General features: G+C 42.0%; 19 protein-coding genes. 11 read left to right on the forward strand and 8 right to left on the reverse strand.

Features of this window, described 5'->3' with window-relative positions:
• Nucleotides 1-64 precede the first annotated feature (64 nt).
• The 9 genes from RCG19_RS04855 (at nucleotide 65) to RCG19_RS04895 (ending at nucleotide 12,174) form a co-directional block, all read left to right on the forward strand.
• Nucleotides 65-1,177, forward strand: a complete 1,113-nt coding sequence (locus RCG19_RS04855) for a methionine biosynthesis PLP-dependent protein (RefSeq protein WP_308109884.1) — start codon at nucleotides 65-67, stop codon at nucleotides 1,175-1,177.
• Nucleotides 1,177-2,370: a cystathionine beta-lyase gene (gene metC, locus RCG19_RS04860; protein WP_308109885.1), complete on the forward strand. Its 1,194-nt coding sequence runs from the start codon at nucleotides 1,177-1,179 to the stop codon at nucleotides 2,368-2,370. The genes RCG19_RS04855 and metC overlap by 1 nt, the downstream gene beginning before the upstream one ends.
• Nucleotides 2,367-4,229, forward strand: a complete 1,863-nt coding sequence (locus RCG19_RS04865; RefSeq protein WP_308109886.1) for a bifunctional homocysteine S-methyltransferase/methylenetetrahydrofolate reductase — start codon at nucleotides 2,367-2,369, stop codon at nucleotides 4,227-4,229. Before metC ends, RCG19_RS04865 begins: the two co-directional genes overlap by 4 nt.
• Nucleotides 4,207-7,656: a methionine synthase gene (gene metH, locus RCG19_RS04870; RefSeq protein WP_308109887.1), complete on the forward strand. Its 3,450-nt coding sequence runs from the start codon at nucleotides 4,207-4,209 to the stop codon at nucleotides 7,654-7,656. The genes RCG19_RS04865 and metH overlap by 23 nt, the downstream gene beginning before the upstream one ends.
• Before the next feature lie 260 nt (nucleotides 7,657-7,916).
• Nucleotides 7,917-8,330, forward strand: a complete 414-nt coding sequence (locus RCG19_RS04875) for a MarR family winged helix-turn-helix transcriptional regulator (RefSeq protein WP_166239335.1) — start codon at nucleotides 7,917-7,919, stop codon at nucleotides 8,328-8,330.
• Between the two features lie 14 nt (nucleotides 8,331-8,344).
• Nucleotides 8,345-9,553 carry an MFS transporter gene (locus RCG19_RS04880; RefSeq protein ID WP_308109888.1) on the forward strand — a complete coding sequence of 403 codons (1,209 nt, stop codon included), beginning with the start codon at nucleotides 8,345-8,347 and terminating at the stop codon, nucleotides 9,551-9,553.
• 67 nt (nucleotides 9,554-9,620) lie between these two features.
• Nucleotides 9,621-9,827 carry a hypothetical protein gene (locus RCG19_RS04885; RefSeq protein ID WP_308109889.1) on the forward strand — a complete coding sequence of 69 codons (207 nt, stop codon included), beginning with the start codon at nucleotides 9,621-9,623 and terminating at the stop codon, nucleotides 9,825-9,827.
• A gap of 98 nt (nucleotides 9,828-9,925) precedes the next feature.
• On the forward strand, nucleotides 9,926-10,489 hold the full coding sequence (locus tag RCG19_RS04890; protein ID WP_308109890.1) for an NAD(P)/FAD-dependent oxidoreductase: 564 nt from the start codon (nucleotides 9,926-9,928) through the stop codon (nucleotides 10,487-10,489).
• A 170-nt stretch (nucleotides 10,490-10,659) separates the two neighbouring features.
• The gene (locus tag RCG19_RS04895) at nucleotides 10,660-12,174 is read left to right on the forward strand and encodes an MDR family MFS transporter (RefSeq protein WP_308109891.1); all 1,515 of its coding nucleotides are present in this window, start codon (nucleotides 10,660-10,662) and stop codon (nucleotides 12,172-12,174) included.
• A 40-nt stretch (nucleotides 12,175-12,214) separates the two neighbouring features.
• Here RCG19_RS04895 and RCG19_RS04900 read toward each other — a convergent pair whose 3' ends face one another.
• The 6 genes from RCG19_RS04900 to RCG19_RS04925 form a co-directional block, all read right to left on the reverse strand.
• The gene (locus RCG19_RS04900; protein ID WP_308109892.1) at nucleotides 12,215-13,054 is read right to left on the reverse strand and encodes a pirin family protein; all 840 of its coding nucleotides are present in this window, start codon (nucleotides 13,052-13,054) and stop codon (nucleotides 12,215-12,217) included.
• 258 nt (nucleotides 13,055-13,312) lie between these two features.
• Nucleotides 13,313-13,708 (reverse strand): cytosolic protein, encoded by a 396-nt coding sequence (locus RCG19_RS04905; protein WP_308109893.1) that lies wholly within the window; start codon nucleotides 13,706-13,708, stop codon nucleotides 13,313-13,315.
• 99 nt (nucleotides 13,709-13,807) lie between these two features.
• The gene (locus RCG19_RS04910) at nucleotides 13,808-13,969 is read right to left on the reverse strand and encodes a hypothetical protein (RefSeq protein ID WP_308109894.1); all 162 of its coding nucleotides are present in this window, start codon (nucleotides 13,967-13,969) and stop codon (nucleotides 13,808-13,810) included.
• 115 nt (nucleotides 13,970-14,084) lie between these two features.
• The gene (locus RCG19_RS04915; RefSeq protein WP_308109895.1) at nucleotides 14,085-15,023 is read right to left on the reverse strand and encodes a magnesium transporter CorA family protein; all 939 of its coding nucleotides are present in this window, start codon (nucleotides 15,021-15,023) and stop codon (nucleotides 14,085-14,087) included.
• 205 nt (nucleotides 15,024-15,228) lie between these two features.
• Nucleotides 15,229-16,134, reverse strand: coding sequence for a cation diffusion facilitator family transporter (locus RCG19_RS04920; protein WP_166239353.1), 906 nt, complete (start codon nucleotides 16,132-16,134; stop codon nucleotides 15,229-15,231).
• Nucleotides 16,135-16,245: 111 nt separating this feature from the next.
• Nucleotides 16,246-16,383, reverse strand: a complete 138-nt coding sequence (locus tag RCG19_RS04925) for a hypothetical protein (RefSeq protein ID WP_166239355.1) — start codon at nucleotides 16,381-16,383, stop codon at nucleotides 16,246-16,248.
• 93 nt (nucleotides 16,384-16,476) lie between these two features.
• Here RCG19_RS04925 and RCG19_RS04930 point away from each other — a divergent pair, with 93 nt between their 5' ends.
• Entirely contained in the window at nucleotides 16,477-16,683 is a 207-nt protein-coding gene (locus RCG19_RS04930) for a YozQ family protein (protein ID WP_308109896.1), read from the forward strand.
• A gap of 48 nt (nucleotides 16,684-16,731) precedes the next feature.
• Here the strand turns inward: RCG19_RS04930 and RCG19_RS04935 are convergent, their stop codons facing one another.
• Nucleotides 16,732-17,487, reverse strand: coding sequence for a TraR/DksA C4-type zinc finger protein (locus RCG19_RS04935; RefSeq protein WP_166239359.1), 756 nt, complete (start codon nucleotides 17,485-17,487; stop codon nucleotides 16,732-16,734).
• 217 nt (nucleotides 17,488-17,704) lie between these two features.
• On the opposite strand from RCG19_RS04935, the gene RCG19_RS04940 reads away from it, so the two are divergent.
• Nucleotides 17,705-17,866 carry a hypothetical protein gene (locus RCG19_RS04940; protein WP_308109897.1) on the forward strand — a complete coding sequence of 54 codons (162 nt, stop codon included), beginning with the start codon at nucleotides 17,705-17,707 and terminating at the stop codon, nucleotides 17,864-17,866.
• Between the two features lie 53 nt (nucleotides 17,867-17,919).
• Here RCG19_RS04940 and RCG19_RS04945 read toward each other — a convergent pair whose 3' ends face one another.
• The gene (locus RCG19_RS04945; RefSeq protein ID WP_308109898.1) at nucleotides 17,920-18,696 is read right to left on the reverse strand and encodes an enoyl-CoA hydratase-related protein; all 777 of its coding nucleotides are present in this window, start codon (nucleotides 18,694-18,696) and stop codon (nucleotides 17,920-17,922) included.
• Nucleotides 18,697-18,806 lie beyond the last annotated feature (110 nt).

Raw genomic sequence — 18,806 nt, forward strand, 5'->3', positions numbered from 1 at the left:
TACAGCATTAAAGCAGTACTAATCAAACTGAAATCAGACATTTATTAAACAAGGAGTGTGCATCATGTACAAAATTGATACGAAACTTGCCCAAATTGGAAATCGCAGTGATACAGCTACAGGAACCGTAAATCCCCCTGTTTATTTTTCAACAGCTTATCGACACAATGGAATTGGGCAATCAACCGGGTTTGACTATTCACGGACAGGAAATCCAACACGCCAGCTTCTTGAAAAAACAATTGCCGATTTGGAATGTGGCGATCAAGGATTCGCCACAAGCTCGGGGATGGCGGCCATTTTCACCATTCTTTCATTATTCCAAAGTGGTGATGAATGGTTAGTAAGCGAGGATCTATATGGCGGCACCTACCGTTTATTAGAACAAGGCTATAAAAAATGGGGGTTAAAGTGTCAATATGTCAATACATGTTGTCCTGAAGAGATTGAACGGAAGATTTCACCGCAGACGAAAGCAATCTTTCTCGAGACTCCCACCAATCCCCTCATGCAACAATCCGATATTGCCGCTGTTTCAGCCATTGCCAAGAAACATGGCCTATTGCTGATTGTTGACAATACGTTCTATACTCCACTTTTACAGCAGCCAATCGTCCTTGGTGCCGATATTGTCATCCATAGCGCGACGAAATATTTAGGCGGACATAATGATGTTTTAGCCGGGCTGATTGTCGCGAAAGGTAAGGAACTTTGTGAAGCCTTGGCACTTTATCATAACGGAGCAGGAGCCGTCCTAAGTCCATTTGATTCTTGGCTGTTAATGCGTGGCATGAAGACCTTGTCGCTTCGCATGAAACAACATGAGAAAAATGCCAAGGCAATTGTGGAATTCCTTTCTAAACATGAAGCGGTGACTGATGTTCTTTATCCGGGAAGAGGCGGGATGGTTTCGTTCCGATTACAAGAAGAAGCATGGATTAATCCATTTTTACAAGGCTTAAAGCTGATTACATTTGCAGAAAGTCTTGGCGGCACGGAAAGCTTTATTACCTATCCGGCAACGCAAACACATGCGGATATTCCCGAAGAAATACGGATTCAATCTGGCGTGGACAATCGGTTATTGCGTTTTTCCGTTGGCATTGAAGATGCAGAGGATTTAATTGTTGACCTTGAGGGTGCTTTTGTCCATATCAAAGAAGGAGTGATTGCATAATGGCACAGGAGGAATTTAGCTTTGAAACCAGACTGCTTCATAATAAACATAAAATTGATCCAGCAACTGGAGCGGTTAGTGTGCCGATTCAGCATGCATCCACCTTCCACCAATCTGATTTCGATCAGTTTGGCAAGTATGATTATGGCCGCAGTTTAAATCCGACAAGGGAAGCACTTGAAGATGTGATTGCTGAACTTGAGGGCGGGGTAAAAGGATTTGCCTTCTCATCAGGGATGGCTGCAATTTCTACGGCATTTCTTCTGCTTTCTGCCGGTGATCATATTGTGATTACCGAAGATGTATATGGTGGTACTTTCCGAATGGTGACTGAGGTTCTTTCACGGCTTGGGATTGAACATACATTTGTCGATATGACAAATATAGATGAAGTGAAACAAGCGATTCAACCCAATACCAAAGCTTTTTATGTAGAAACACCATCAAATCCCTTGATGAAAGTAACTGACATTAAGGCAATCAGTAAGATTGCCAAAGAAACGGGTGCGTTAACCTTTGTTGATAACACGTTCCTTACTCCTGCCTATCAAAAACCATTGGAATTAGGCGCAGATGTTGTCCTTCATAGCGCGACGAAATTTTTATCAGGTCATAGTGATGTCGTTGCCGGGCTTGCTGTTGTCAACGATGAAGGTTTAGCGAAAAGATTAGGCTTTTTGCAAAATGGGTTTGGGGCGATCCTGGGTGTTCAAGATGCCTGGCTTGTATTAAGAGGCATTAAGACGCTGCACGTTCGGCTGGAACAATCGCAAAAGTCAGCTATGAAACTAGCAGAATATTTAGATGCCCATCCCCTTGTAGAAAAAGTTCACTATCCAGGGCTTGAAAGTCATCCGCAATATCAAATTCAAAAGGAACAAGCTAGTGGTCCTGGGGCCGTCCTATCATTTGAATTGGCTACCGAAGATGCGCTGCGAACCTTTCTTGCAAATGTAAAAATCCCTGTATTCGCAGTCAGCCTTGGGGCGGTTGAATCGATTCTTTCTTATCCAGCGAAAATGTCTCACGCAGCAATGCCGCAAGCAGAGCGAGAAAAGCGTGGCATTACCAATAGTCTTATCCGTCTCTCGGTTGGACTTGAAAATCCTGACGATTTGATGAAGGATTTCGCGCAAGCCTTTCACCATGTTGAACAAAAACAATTGGTTTTACCACAAGGAGAAACACCATGAGTTTTTTAGAAAAATTACAAAAGCAGATTTTAATCGCTGATGGTGCGATGGGAACCCTTCTTTATTCCTATGGAACGGATTGCTGCTTTGAGGAGCTGAATCTGTCGCAGTCGGAACAGATTCAATCTATCCATAAAGCTTATATAGATGCTGGAGCCGACGTGATTCAAACCAATACCTACGCTGGGAACTACTTAAAACTGCAGCGCTATGGACTAGAAGACTCGGTGAAAGAGATTAACAGTGCTGCCGTTCGCAATGCCAAAAAGGCAGCAGAAACTAATGCCTATGTACTTGGAACAATGGGCGGTAATCGCGGTGTTAAGCCTAACACTATTTCTCTTGATGAGCTAAAACGCAGCTTCCGCGAACAATTATACTGCCTGCTGCTTGAAGGGGTTGACGGTTTATTGCTGGAAACCTTTTACGACTTAGAAGAACTCGAAACCGTTCTGACAATTGCCCGGAAGGAAACAAAGCTGCCGATTATTGCCCAGGTTTCGCTTCAAGAGCCTGGCATTTTGCAAAATCAATTGCCTGTTAACGAGGCTATGACAAGGTTAGAAGGTCTGGGAGCAGATGTCATTGGCCTAAATTGCCGGCTTGGGCCGCATCATATGCTGCTCGCACTGGAACAGATTGAACTTCCAAAGCATGCCTTTCTCTCGGCCTACCCAAATGCCAGTCTGCCAACCTATACGGATGGGAAATTTCATTACGAAGGGGATGCTGATTATTTTTGTCAGTCAGCTCGTGCCTTTCGCAATGAAGGGGTTCGCCTACTTGGCGGATGCTGCGGCACAACGCCGGCCCACATCCGGGCATTTGCGTCAGAACTGAAGAATAGTGTTCCCATTACCGAAAAGGTAGTCAAATTGAAACCAAAGAAGATTGTCGTCGAAACTTCTGCGGTTAAAAGGGAGTTCACTCCCCTTCAGGAAATTGTAAAGGACCGACCGTCGGTAATCGTGGAATTAGATCCACCAAGAAAGCTGGATACAACGAAATTTTTCGAAGGGGCCCGGGCGTTAAAGGAAGCGGGAATTGATTCGATCACATTAGCCGACAATTCACTGGCCACCGTACGGATTTCCAACGAATCCCTCGGTTACTTGTTAAAAGAGAGATTAAATGTAAGACCGCTCATCCATTTATCCTGCCGCGACCGCAATATTATCGGCTTGCAGTCACACTTAATGGGTCTGCACACACTTGGCTTGAATGATGTCCTAGCCATTACCGGTGATCCTGCTAGGGTTGGCGATTTCCCTGGTGCTTCTTCCGTGTATGATGTATCTTCATTTGAATTGATTCAAATGATTAAGCAGTTAAATGAAGGGCTTTCTTTTTCCGGAAAGGATTTGGGGCAAAAAACAGCATTCAGTATTGCCGCCGCCTTTAACCCGAATGTCCGCTCAGTAGAAAAAGCTGTAAAGCGGTTGGAGAAGAAAATCCACTTTGGGGCTGATTACTTTATCACCCAGCCGGTTTTTTCCGAGGAAAAGCTGCTGGAAGTCTATGAACATACGAAACATTTAGATGCACCGATTTATATTGGCTTAATGCCACTAATCAGCAGTAAAAATGCCGAGTTTCTTCATAATGAAGTACCCGGTATAAAAATCGCTGATTCGATCCGTGAGCGGATGGCGGGCTTGAATGATAACCCGCTTCAGGCCACAAGAGAAGGAATTGAAATAACCAAGTCACTTATTGACGCGGCTTTGGATTTATTTAACGGAATTTATTTAATAACACCATTTTTACGCTATGAATTAACCACTGAGCTGGCCCAATATGCTAGAAATCGTGCCAGCGAAATAAGGAGGAACAGCTATGCCAAAAACATCGTTTATTGATCAACTGAAAAATCGCATCCTTGTTATGGACGGGGCAATGGGAACCATGCTGCAGCAGGCGGAGCTTACTCCTAATGATTTTGGCGGCGAACAGTATGATGGCTGCAACGAAAACTTGAATTTAACCGCTCCAGCTGTCATTGCAAACATTCACCGAGAATATTTGGCGGCTGGCGCCGACATTATCGAAACAAATACGTTTGGGGCAACGAGCATCGTCCTTGATGAATATGAATTAGGGTTTAAAGCCTATGAGATCAATAAAATTGCCGCCATGATTGCGGTTCGGGAAGCGATGAAGGCTTCGACCGATGAGTGGCCCCGCTATGTGGCGGGTTCGATGGGGCCAACAACGAAAACATTAAGTGTTACCGGTGGAACAACCTTTGATGCGCTCTCTGCTTCCTACGAAGAACAAGCGATTGGTTTAATTGACGGCGGTGTTGATTTACTCCTGCTGGAAACGAGCCAAGACATGCTAAATGTGAAGGCCGGCTATGTTGGGATTCAGAAGGCTTTTGAAAAAACAGGAAAAACACTGCCATTGTTCATTTCCGGAACGATTGAGCCGATGGGAACAACGCTCGCAGGACAAACGATTGAGTCGTTCTATATTTCTGTTGAGCATATGAATCCTGTAGCCGTTGGTTTGAACTGTGCCACAGGTCCGGAATTTATGCAGGATCATGTTCGTTCGCTGGCAGGGCTTGCTGCTACTGCGGTAAGCTGTTATCCGAATGCCGGTTTACCGGACGAGGAAGGGCATTACCATGAAACACCTGAAACACTTGCGAAAAAGCTTTCGGATTTTGCCGCCCATGGCTGGCTGAATATTGTCGGCGGTTGTTGTGGTACGACGCCTGAACATATTAAGGCGATTGCCGAGGCGATGAAAGAGTATAAGCCGCGTGAAGTTCAGCAATCCAGTGTTCATATGGTTTCCGGTATTGAACCTTTTGTTTACGATGACCCGACTTTAAGACCTATCTTGGTTGGCGAGCGGACGAATGTTATTGGATCAAGGAAATTCAAACGATTAATCACGGAGGGTAAATTTGAAGAAGCAGCGGAAATTGCCCGTGCGCAGGTAAAAGGCGGGGCGCATGTGATTGATCTTTGCCTTGCAGATCCAGACCGTGATGAAATAGCAGACATGGAAAATTTCATCAAAGAGGTAGTGAAGAAGATTAAAGTACCACTTGTGATTGATTCAACCGATGAAAAGGTCATTGAACGGGCCCTTAAATATTCGCAGGGAAAAGCGATTATTAATTCGATTAATCTTGAAGATGGGGAAGAGCGTTTTGAAGCTGTTGTACCTTTAATACACCGTTATGGGGCAGCTGTCGTTGTTGGAACCATCGATGAAAAAGGAATGGGCGTTACCGCTGAGCGGAAACTGGCGATTGCTAAACGTTCTCATGACCTGCTAGTGAATAAATACGGCCTTAAACCACAGGATTTAATTTTTGATCCGCTTGTTTTTCCAGTTGGTACGGGTGATGCTCAATATATTGGTTCTGCCAAAGCTACGGTTGAAGGAATCAGATTAATCAAAGAGCAACTTCCAGGCGTCCAGACGATTCTCGGTGTGAGCAATGTTTCATTTGGTCTTCCGCCTGTTGGCAGAGAAATTCTAAACTCTGTGTATCTGTACCATTGCACGTTGGCAGGGCTTGACTACGCCATCGTCAATACGGAGAAATTGGAGCGGTTTGCGTCGATTTCGAAGGAAGAAGTTCAATTAGCAGAAGCACTTCTCTTTGATACGACAGATGAAACCCTTGCAACCTTTACCGAATTTTATCGCGGTAAAAAGAAAGAATCGAAAGTAACTGGCACCAATATGAGCTTAGAAGAACGGCTCGCCTACTATGTGGTGGAAGGTACAAAAGAGGGCTTGCTACCTGATTTAGATCTTGCTCTTGAGTCCTACCCTGCCCCACTTGAAATTATAAATGGACCGTTAATGGATGGGATGAAGGAAGTTGGGCGCTTGTTCAACGACAACCAATTAATCGTTGCAGAAGTGTTGCAAAGTGCTGAAGTAATGAAAGCATCCGTATCACACTTAGAGCCGCATATGGAAAAAGGCGATGTATCTGCCTCAAAAGGAAAAGTGATTCTTGCAACGGTTAAAGGCGATGTCCATGATATCGGGAAAAACTTAGTGGACATCATTCTAAGTAATAATGGCTATCAAGTACATGATCTTGGGATTAAAGTGACACCTACTGAGTTGGTTCAGGCCATTCAAAAGGAAAAACCGGATTTTGTTGGATTATCTGGTTTGCTGGTTAAATCCGCGCAGCAAATGGTCTTAACCGCTCAAGATATGAAGGAAGCAGGGATTTCTTTACCTATCTTAGTTGGCGGTGCCGCCCTATCCCGGAAATTCACGGATACAAAAATTTCTAAAGAGTATGATGGTCTTGTTCTTTATGCAAAAGATGCGATGACGGGCTTATCACTTGCTAACCAATTAGGTTCACCCGAGGAACATCAAAAGCTGCACGATGAAAAAGCAGAAAAACTTGCTGCTTTAGAAGTCCCAAGGGAATTGCCCATCCGGTCGAGCGGCTCTGTTGCCGTGAAAGTAAGGCCTGCCATTTCCACTGAGGTGCCGGTCTTTACGCCACTGGATACAAAAAGGCATATTTTGAGATCCTATTCACTCTCCCATATTGAACCGTATATCAATATGCAAATGCTGCTTGGCCATCATCTTGGTGTGAAGGGCAAAATTTCAAAATTACTCGCTGAACGGGATGAAAAGGCGGTAAAAATAAAAGAGGTTGTTGACCAATTACTTGCGGAAGCCAAAGCGAATCAGTGGATTACACCTGCTGCTGCCTATCAGTTTTTCCCGGCTCAATCAGATGGGAACAAGGTGTATATTTATGACCCGAAAAATCCAGAAGTCGTTATTGAAACGTTTGATTTCCCACGACAAGAATCGGCACCGCATCTATGTTTAGCAGACTTTTTAAAGTCCGTTGACAGCGGTGTGAAGGATTATGTGGGCTTCTTTACAGTAACTGCCGGAAGAGGGATTCGCGAAAAAGCCGACCAGTTGAAGGCTGAAGGTCGTTTTCTTGAATGCCACGCTCTTCAGGCAATGGCGCTGGAGACGGCGGAGGGCTTTGCCGAATTAATCCACCGGCAGATGCGCGATCGCTGGGGATTCCCGGATCCACTTGATTTTTCGATGCAGGACCGGTTTGCCGCACATTATCAAGGACAACGCTTTTCGTTTGGCTACCCGGCATGTCCGGAATTAGAGGATCAGAAAAAGCTGTTTAAGCTTATTGGTCCAGAGGAAATCGGCATCCAGTTAACAGACGGCTGTATGATGGAACCGGAAGCATCCGTGTCAGCGATTGTCTTTGCTCATCCGGAAGCTAGGTATTTTAATGTATTGAGATAAGGGGTTTTTTTCCGCGGAATCGTGTGGGCGATTCCGCGGATTTTATGTTTGTTGAAAGGACATTTTCTTAAAAATTGAGATTCCGCCAATTTGGTCCGGATTTCCGCCAATCTTTGGATTAATTCCGCTTAACTTTGGATTAATTCCGCCAAACACTTCTATACTACCTTTTTTATGATAAAACAGGACCCTTCCTTGACAATTATCACTAAATCCACTATAGTTACCTAGGTAACTAATTTTACTAATTGGAGCGTATTATGATAAGCCACGAATTATTCCATACTCTTCATCAGCTTTCACGTCAACTTACCAATAAACTCAATGAGTCCTTAAAACCATTTGGATTATACAGTGCCCAGTGGGCTGTCATTTTTGTCCTTAAAAATAAAGGGTCACTTACGCAAAAAGAACTTTGTGATTATTTATTTGTTGAAGCGCCGCCGATGACCCGAACCATTCAACGTCTCGTCAAACAAGGATATGTGAGGCAGGTTCCAGGGAAGGACAAACGAGAAAAACATGTGCAATTAACAGATGCAGCCTTGAGTGAATACCCACTGTGGGAAAGTGTCGTCACAACGGTGAATCAGGAGTTATTAAAGCACTTTCCGGTGGCATCACAAGAAGAGCTTCTTAAACTGCAAACCAACTGGTTACAGCAAATTTTATAATAGGGGTGCATCGTATGAATAAACCAAAACTTTGGAGCAAAGATTTTATCAGCGTTTCTTTAAGTAACTTTTTTCTGTTTTTAACCTTTTACATCCTACTCGTGACATTACCATCGTACGCAATGGATGAGTTACATAGCAGTTCTTCTGTTGCAGGGCTTATGACAACAGTATTTTTGCTGTCCGCCATCGTTTCACGTCCGCTTGCTGGGCAATGGCTTGAAAGTAAAGGACACAAGAAAGTGCTATTAATTGCCCTCGTTTTATTTGCCGGCGCTTCCCTTTTATACTTTTTTCCAACATCAATTATTGGATTTCTAGTTGTCCGTTTAGTACACGGGATTGGCTTCGGGATGGCGACAACAGCTGTTGGTACAATCGTAGCTGATATCATTCCAGTCTCACGACGCGGAGAAGGAATGGGCTATTTCGTGATGTCAACAAATATGGCAATGGTTATCGGGCCATTTGTTGGGTTACTGGCCATCCAACAGTGGGGATCTTCTATTCTTTTTATCCTTAGTGTCGTTGTGGCGGTTGGTTCTTTACTTACCGGTTTAAGTGTTGGGATTAAGAAACCAGTAAAACCTGCTGAAAAAGCCATTTCTTCCTCATTTTCATTTAGAAATCTTTTCGAGGCTTCTGCCGTTCCGATTGCCCTGGTAGGCAGCTTCATGGCCATTGTTTATTCTGCCCTGCTTTCATTCGTGTCGATATATGCAAATCAAATTCATTTAGCAAATGTTGCAAGTCTGTTCTTTGTGGTCTATGCCATTGTTTTATTATTATCAAGACCATTTACAGGAAAGTGGCTCGATCAATATGGTCCAAATGTCATTTCCTTCCCCTGTATTGCACTTTTTGCCATTGGTATGCTTGTTTTAAGCCAAAGCACTGGGGCTGGCACCTTCTTATTATCTGCTGGATTGATTGGCTTGGGCTGGGGAACACTCTTTCCTACCTTTCAAACCATTGCCATCCAAGATGCTGAACCTAGAAAGAGAGGTCTGGCAACAGCAACCTTTTTATCCATATATGATACCGGTATTGCACTAGGTTCATTCATTGTCGGGATCATCGCGGTTAAAATGGATTACAGTACGTTATACTTCTTTTGTTCCTTCTATATTTTAATTGGAATGGTGCTCTATTACTTCCTTCATACGAAGAAACAGCGTCCTGCTGATTCAGTGAAGGAACAAACGACCCTTCATGATGCGTAACTCATTCGAAGCAAAGCTCCGCCAGATGGTATATAATAGAATGAAACCAAATGGAGGAGTGATTTTCATGGCGAAATCCAAAGCCAAGAAGTTAAGAGAAAAACTTGCACGAGCGGGAAAACGAAATCCCGATGCAAAGCGAAGTGGGTTTAGTTTCACAGATATGCGTACAAGAATGACGAAGACGAAAAAGGATCATTTATATCAGTTTAAATATAAGAACCATCAATCCAATGACGGAAATGATGGTTCTTTTTTTATCGTAAATAGTTAGATTTCCAAAAGTTTTGAAATGAGCCGATGATTTTACATACTACAATGGTTAAGATACGATAATACTGGTAAAAACTTATTCATATGGAGGTTTTGAAGATGTTTGATGTAGTAATTATTGGTGCCGGCCCTACCGGTGCAAGTGCTGCTTTATTTACGGCGAAAGCTGGAAAGAAAACCTTAGTCATTGATAATGATAAAAGTGTGACAAAGCGTGCATGGATTGAAAATCATTATGGTGTAGCTGAAATCACTGGTCCAGACCTTGTTGAAACAGGTAAAAAACAAGCGAGTAAATTTGGTGCCGAAATCGTTCAAGCCACTGTTACAAACGTTAGCAAAGCAGATAATGGCTTTAAGGTTGAAACCGATCAAGGCGCATATGAAGCACAGCACGTGATTGTAGCAACCGGCATGATGGCTGATCTTGCTGAAAAAATCGGCCTAACCACAAAGCCCGGTACTGAACCAAGAATTAAAACCATCCTTGATGTCGATGCAGCCGGAAAAACAAATATTAACGGAATCTGGGGCGCTGGCACTATCGCTGGTATGAGCATGCACACGATTATTACCGCCGGAGATGGCGCAAAAGTGGCCATCAATGTGATTAGTGAATTGAATGGTGAACGCTATGTTGACCATGATGTTTTAAAAGCGTAAAAAGGAACTATTCCAATACCTAAAGAGACTCCGTGGGGTCTCTTTTTTTACAAAAAAACTATTAATTGACAAGGTCTATCCTTCCCTTTTAAAATTGCTTTATCTTGAAAATTGTTAGAGGATCATTTTGGCCAGTATTATTATTACGGGAACTACTAAGGAGAAATTTTATGATCAAAAAAGACAATAATCTTAAGCTTGTTGTTACGGGTATTTTACTAGCCATTCTTATGTCGGCCATGGATAATACGATCGTTGCAACGGCAATGGGAACCATCGTTTCCGACCTAGGCGGCTTTGACAAATTTATTTGGGTCACATCAGCCTATATGGTTGCCGTTATGGCCGGAATGCCTATATTCGGTAAACTCTCTGATATGTATGGCCGAAAACGCTTTTTTATTTTTGGATTAGTGGTATTTCTTGTTGGTTCTGCCCTTTGCGGAATTGCTCAAACGATTGTTCAATTAAGTATCTTCCGGGCGATTCAGGGGATTGGCGGCGGTGCCCTTATGCCGATTGCCTTTACCATCGTATTCGATATTTTCCCACCGGATAAACGTGGCAAGATGACCGGCTTACTTGGAGCTGTATTCGGGGCCTCCAGTGTATTAGGTCCGCTACTTGGGGCCTATATTACAGATTATATTAGCTGGCATTGGATTTTCTATGTGAATGTTCCAATTGGTATTATTTCGCTTATTTTAATTGTTCGTTTTTATCATGAATCATTAACCCATTCCAAGCAAAAAATTGACTGGGTCGGAGCGATTACGCTTGTTATTTCTGTAGTCAGTTTAATGTTTGCCCTTGAACTAGGCGGGAAGGAATACGCTTGGGATTCTGCGCAAATTATTGCTTTATTTGCTAGCTTTTTTGTCTTTATTATTGCCTTTTTCATCACCGAATTTAAGGCAGCTGAACCGATTTTGCCGCTTTGGCTGTTTAAGAAAAGATTGTTTGCGACCTCGCAAATCCTTGCCTTTCTTTATGGCGGTACCTTTATCATCTTAACCGTGTTTATTCCTATTTTTGTCCAGGGAGTTTACGGCGGTACCGCTAAAAATGCCGGCTTGATTTTGACACCGATGATGTTGGGATCTGTGGCCGGAAGTTCTGTTGGTGGAATCTTTTTAACCAAGACTTCTTATCGGAATCTAATGTTGATTTCGATTGTTTCTTACGTAATTGGAATGTTCTTCCTTGGAGGTATGGGCGTTGATACGGCCCGCTGGCAATTGACGCTTTATATGATTCTAGTGGGCTTTGGGGTAGGTTTTTCCTTTTCTTTATTGCCGACTGCATCGATTCATAATTTGGAGCCGCAATACCGGGGAACAGCTAACTCGACGAACTCTTTCCTTCGTTCGTTTGGGATGACCCTTGGGGTGACGATTTTCGGTACCATTCAGGGCAATATTTTTCAGGATAAATTGAAGGCTGCTTTCGCAGGCATGCAGGGTGGAAGTAATTTTAAGATGGGCGATCCTCGCGAAATTTTCCAAGCCAGTGAGCGTGCGAAGATTCCTGACTTTATCCTTTCTAAAATTGTTCATGCGATGTCGGATTCAATTACCCATGCCTTCTTGCTGGCATTGATTCCGATTGCTCTCGCCGCGGTCACCATCTTCTTTATGGGAAATGCCCGGGTTGAGGTGACGAAAAAGGAATCTGCTAAAAGCTAATTAAAAATGTACCGGTCCTTTATTAGGCCCGGTACATTTTTTATTCCGCAAACTTTCCGTCCATATAATCACGATACGCTTGACGTATTTCTTCTTCAGTGTTCATGACAAATGGACCCCTGGCCACAATCGGCTCATTTAAAGGTCTCCCCGCATATAACAACACTCTGAGTCTTTCTTCTGCCTTAATGGCAACCTCACTGCTTTGTCCCGCCTCACTTTTTTCAAGCGAAAGAACCTGTCCCTTTTCCGCTACTGTCTTATTTTTACCAAACTGGCCTTTTCCTTCTAAAATATAGATGAATCCATTATAGTCTCCAGGAAGGTCTTGGCTGATTGATGCTCCTTCCTCAAGGTTGATTTCCACCATCGTTACCGGTACATAGTTTTTCGTATTGGATTGAATTCCACCTGATGAACCGGAGAAGATACGGATTAATGCCCCTTCTGCTTCCCTCACCGGCATGTCCTGGGCACGAAGATTTTGGTAGCGAGGTTCCGCCATTTTGTGTTCCCTTGGCAGATTGACCCAAAGCTGTAACGAATGAACGGTCTCCCCTTCTGCAGGATCCTCAATATGAATCACACCACGTCCCGCAGTCATCCACTGAACATCACCAGGAACAAGCTCACCTTTTCCCGCTTTATTATCGTAATGCTCGAGTTTCCCATCAATCACATAGGTGACCGTCTCAATGCCGCGGTGCGGGTGAAAATCAAAGGTACCTTTTTTAAAAAAATCCTCAGCCAAGAGGAGGAAAGGATCAGATTCTATCATCTTGCTTGGATCCAGCACCATCCCCGCCATATGGATCGGACTATTTTGCTGGTGCTGCACCGTCCAAATGCGGTCAATACCTCTTTGAAAAATATTGCTCATGTTAGTTCCTCCCTTACTTAATTCTAAATAATGGTATCGCCAATTGAGTGGTTTATCAAATTTAAACCTTGGTTATTGGCGCGAAAATGAGATTCGCTGATTGAGTTTAGTTATTCGCCGATTGACCGCATAAATTCGCTGATAGAATAAAATTACCCTTGTGCAAACTACTTAAAAACCTAAAAAGGACGCCATTATCTGGTGTCCTTTCCCTTTACATTAAAATTCCGAGCGAAAAACATTAAAAATCACCACTATTTATACCTCAAGATCCTTGCCTTCTTCAACAATATGGAACAAGAGGTGTGCCAAATGATGGATTGGGCCGTATTCTTCTTCCTCTTCGTTTGTTTCTTCATTAAATTCCAGGTCATTTAAGAAAAGCGCCATAAATTCGTAAAAGTCCTTCAGTTGGAATGAAAAGCAGGCAACTGGCTCTTCATTGTCCTCTTCATATTGCAAGACCATGTAGGAGAGGTCACCATCGGCATCCTCCGCATCGAAAAAGACAAAAAAGCCAATGTTGGTGTCGAGTTCAAATAAATGTCTCGTACCGCCCGCTGTTGCCTTATCAAACTCTTCCTGATTAAGTTTTTGAATTTGCATGCTATCTACATTATCTTCCTGATGGAATCCGACAACAAATGATTTCATACATTCAACCTCCATAGTTTCTTCCATAATAAAAAACACATATATCTAGCATACCCCTTTTTGATGACGACAACCAATTTTCCCTTTAAAAATAAGAGGTTATTCCTCCCCTTCAAAATGTTCATTTAGGAGTGAATTTTCATTTGGAGCGAATTTCACGGACTGTAAACTCATTTCAGGCTCAAGTCCATAAAGAGTTTTGGCGGGTTTCTCTTCATTTTCACCGCCATTTACTTTTTGCTCGATTTCCTTTTCATTCATTGGAATCATCCCTTTTTTAGTTTTTGCTTTCTTCTATTGTCTGCTTTACAGTTTGATCACATGCTAAAATTTTTTCTTACCAAAAGAAAAACCAGCCCAATAAAAAGCTGGTAATCTAGAAATATTTCTTTTTCCAAAAAATGAATGCTGTTAAGCTTGTTATAGATGCAGAGATTACGAGTGGAATGGCATAGGAATGCGTCGCATGCTGGAAAGGAATGTCGACGTTCATTCCGTAAAAGCTCGCCACCATCGTTGGGAACGACAAGATAATCGTTATCGAAGTTAAGAATTTCATGACAATGTTCAAGTTATTGGAAATGATGGAGGCAAAGGCATTCATCATCCCGCTTAAGATGGAACGGTACGTTTCAGCCATTTCAATTGCCTGGGTGATTTCGATAATAACATCCTCTAATAATTCCTTGTCTTCCTCGTACATTTTTAAATAGTTAAAGCGCAGAATCTTATCGAGTACAACCTTATTCGAGCGTAACGAGGTTGTAAAATAAACCAAACTTTTCTCTAATGCAAGAAACGCGTATAGTTCTTTATTTTTCAATGATTGGTGCACTTCACGTTCAATTTCATTCGTTTTCTTATTGATTTGCTTTAAATAACGTAGGTAATAGGATGAAATGACAAACAGAATCTGGAGAGCAAATCTTGTCTTTTTAAAGGTAAAGAATTCTTTGACCCTGTTTTTTCGGAATTCTTCTACTATCGGTGTATCTTTTAATGAAACAGTAATAATACATTCATCTGTTAAAATAATGCCAATTGGAATGGTTTCATAAACGGTCAGTCCTGATTCGTCTTGGACCGTATACGGAAAGTCGACAATAATATAAATCCTGCCGTCATCCCGTTCAATCCTTGGACGTTCTTCATCATCCAAGGCATCCTTTATGATATCAACATCGACTTGCGCATCATTGGATACTTTATTAATTTCTTCTGCCGTTGGTGCGTACATATTTACCCAGCAGCCCTTTGAAATCACATCAACTTTTTCTAACACTCTTGCATCGGTGCTTTTAAAAATTTCTAACATGCGAAAACCTCCTCACTCACTTTGTTTGAGGAAGCCAACAACCTTTTTCAGAGTTGATATTCAAGATATTCAATTCAAAGACATTGACTTCCCCTCGCCTACTTGGGTCCGGGTCTATGGAATAACTCAAAAATATCAACTCCTTCGCATTTTAATATCCTATCTTATCATAAACCAAATACCAGAAAGGTCATAGTAGTTTTTTTTAGGAATTATTACTATCGTCAGGAAAATAGGGATTTAAATGAATGAGTACTTCACGAATGTTGTCATTTTCATCCATTAATTTTTGTTTGATTGATTTAGCCAGATCGTGACCTTGTTTAATGGTTTTAAAGTGATCAATAGAAATGCGTAAATCCACCAATACATAATGCCCATGTTCTCTTGCCCGAATGCGGTCAATCCGCTTTACCTCTTGAAATTCACCCACAATGGAAATGTATTCCTGCAGTGTCTCTGTATTAATATTACGCTCAAGTAAGATGTCAAATGCCTCTGTCAGCATTTCCTTTGCAATTTTAAATATTAAATAGGCGACGAAAATACTTGCTGCCTTGTCCCCATATAGTAAGAAATGAATATCCATTCGTTCCCCCACAATGGAAACGAGTACCCCGATTGCCGCTGCAATGGATGCAACTATATCTGCTTTATGGTCAAAAGCAATCGCTTCAATGGCTTTACTTTGATTCTGTTTAGCGACCTTAAGTGAACTTCTGTATAAAATAATTTTCGTAATAAACGAAAAAAGTGCGACCCACATCGCTAAGAAACTAGGTGACTCCACTTCGTGGAAGAAACCACTAAAGCCTTCGTAGGCTACATAAATGGCCACAAGTAAAAGCAGAAATCCAATTATTTCAGAGACGATTACCTCTGCCTTTCCATGACCATATGGATGTTCTTTGTCAGCTGGTTTATTCGCAATTTTTATCACCAATAAGACGATGACGGAGGCGAACACATCAGCGGCAGAATGGATCCCGTCCGCAAATACCGCGTCACTATGACCGTACCCGCCAATGATGACTTTTCCTAATGTTAGGATAATATTACTAATCACACTAATCCAGGCTACTTTTTTAGCCAGCGATTCTCTCATTTCCATCGTAATCCACCTTTGAAATTCCTTTAGCCATCATAGCAAATACAAACTGGATGGGTCTAGAGAAAAAGTCTTGTGCAGCCTAATAAATGTTGGCTGCACACAAATAATTTCTCATTCTTCAGGACCCTCATTGTCCTTTTTCCTCATTTCTACTTCCTCCACAACAGAAATTCTGTTTATTTGGTCATGAAGATAATGGAATGCCTGATCTAATTCTTCTCGTGTTGGAAATTCCTTTTTTCGATTCATTAACAAATCCCCTTCCAATATTTATAGGAGTAATAATTTTAAAATAAGAAAAAATACCGGTGTAGTGCTTTTAAAAAAAAGGAGGATGACAGAATGGACAATAAAAAGGCAAATCCCAAGAAAGAGTTAGCAGGAAGTTTTTATCATCCGAGTTATTATCAAGAAAAGGATACCTTATCCTCAGGGCTTGCGACTACACATGAGCAAGTGAGCGACACCTATACCGAGGGACAAATAGGCGCCGTTATTGATGATGTAAACGGAAAGGATATACCGATTCCCCGAAAAGGATTTGAATAAGGGTTATAATAAGGAAAACAGCTCTCAACCGAAAGCTGTTTTCTTTATTTATTTTTCATCCTCAACGTAAGGGTCGTGTTCATATGCCGGCAGATCGCCAAAGGTTGTCATGATTCCTTCTTCATCGAGGGCGTCTTCATACTTTTCATGCTGTGGATTTGGATACACCTTTATATCATTTCCATACATATCATTACCGACAAAATTTTCATAGTCCTCCACGTAACCGATATTTTCATCGGCTTCCACATACATATCTTGATAATCATCTTGCGGAAAGGCTAAATCCGATGGCGTATCAGAAGTTCCCCAGGCTGCCACGGTCTGCCAGGAATCCTCAGCATCAAAACTAACGTTTTCCTTCCTTTCATCCATATCAAACTTTCCAAATGGAGGAGCCAACACTTCTTCCTCGACTGGACGATTATGGGAGGTAGCTTGATCTTGGCTGTGCTCAATACAAAAGGTGGTATTCGGAAGGGCCTGTAACCGTTCAAATGGAATGTCTTTTCCGCAGACATCACATTTTCCATACGTTCCATTTTCCATTGCTTCTAAGGCTCTGTCAATATTCCCTAACTGTGTTTCAGAATGCTCATTTAAAGCAATATCCTTTTCGCGTTCATATAATTCTGTTGCTTCATCGGCCGGATGGTTATCATAGCTCGATAACTCCCCCATCGATTCATGGGCATGCCCACGTTCTAACCCGAAATGATCATTTTGTTCCAACCGTCCCTCCGCTTCGGCCTTTTCTTGCAACAATTGTAACCGTAGCTCAGCTAACTGCTGTGTCGATAACATGCGCTAAACCCCTTTCTTGGAAAAAGCGTTATCTATCTCACCATTTATTTCATTTATTTTTTATCGTACCCTTATATTTTCATTTGTTTCACGCTTGATTATGTATTTAAAATTGAATTCCATCAAAATCCTATCATCTGATTGGCAAGGGAACCGTATAAGAATTGGTTTGGGGTGTATCTTAAGGATGAAAATGATTAGAATGAGGGGGATTAACGTGGTTAATTTAGACTTTGAAAAATTTAAAAAAGAACAGCGCGAACATAAGGCGGAATATATAGGAAGCGACAAAAACAAGCAACCAGGCTTTAACGACCCTGAATATAACAACCAGGATGACACTGATAAATCACCAGGGGCAACCGGAAGAGAGGTTTAAATGATTAAAAGGTTGGGGACGTATGCATTCCCTCAACCTTTTTAAAAAAGATCCTATTCCCCTTTAAAGTTCGGCGGGCGTTTTTCATTAAATGCTGTTAATGCCTCGATTCGATCCTTTGTAGGGATTATTACTTCATACGCCTTCGCTTCGATGGCCAATCCTGTCTTTACATCCACATTGCTTCCATAGTTTACGGCGAATTTCGCTTGCGTCACGGCAAGGGGAGCATTTTTCATTATTTCTGCTGCCAATTCTATAGAGGAATCGAGTAACTGGCTCTTTTCGACTACTTTATTTACCAGTCCTAAATCAAAGGCATTGGTTGCCTTAATCTTTCTTGCTGTTAATATCAATTCCTTCGCTTTCGAAAGTCCAATGATTCGGCTTAAGCGTTGTGTGCCCCCGGCACCGGGGATTATTCCCCAACTTACTTCCGTTAAACCCATTGTTGCTTCTTTCACGGCAATACGAAAATCACAAACTAAGGCAAGTTCAAGCCCGCCACCAAGTGCATAGCCATTGATAGCAGCAATCGTTGGTTGCGGTAACTCTTCAATCTTTGTGAAAATAGAGCGGATCATGCCCACGTTTCTTTGAACCTCTTTTTCACTTAGTGTCCGTCTTTCCCTTAAATCTGCACCTGCACTAAAGGCCTTTTCTCCAGCTCCGGTGATAATAACGACGCGGATATCCTTATCATGTTTCAGCCCGTCTACCACCTCTTCTAACTGTTGAAGCGCTTCTATATCAAAGCAATTTAATTGATCTGGGCGATTGATGGTTATGACTGCTAATCGATTTTCTACCTTTAATATTACCTTTTCCACATTGAATCCCCCTCCTGATACTATTAACATTAATAGGAAGATGATTTACATGTCAATAAGAATGGACAAAATATTGTAAAAAGTTGAACCATTCACTTTAGCACTAGTAT

Origin of the sequence: Neobacillus sp. OS1-2, assembly GCF_030915505.1 — a bacterium.
Lineage (GTDB): Bacteria > Bacillota > Bacilli > Bacillales > Cytobacillaceae > Neobacillus.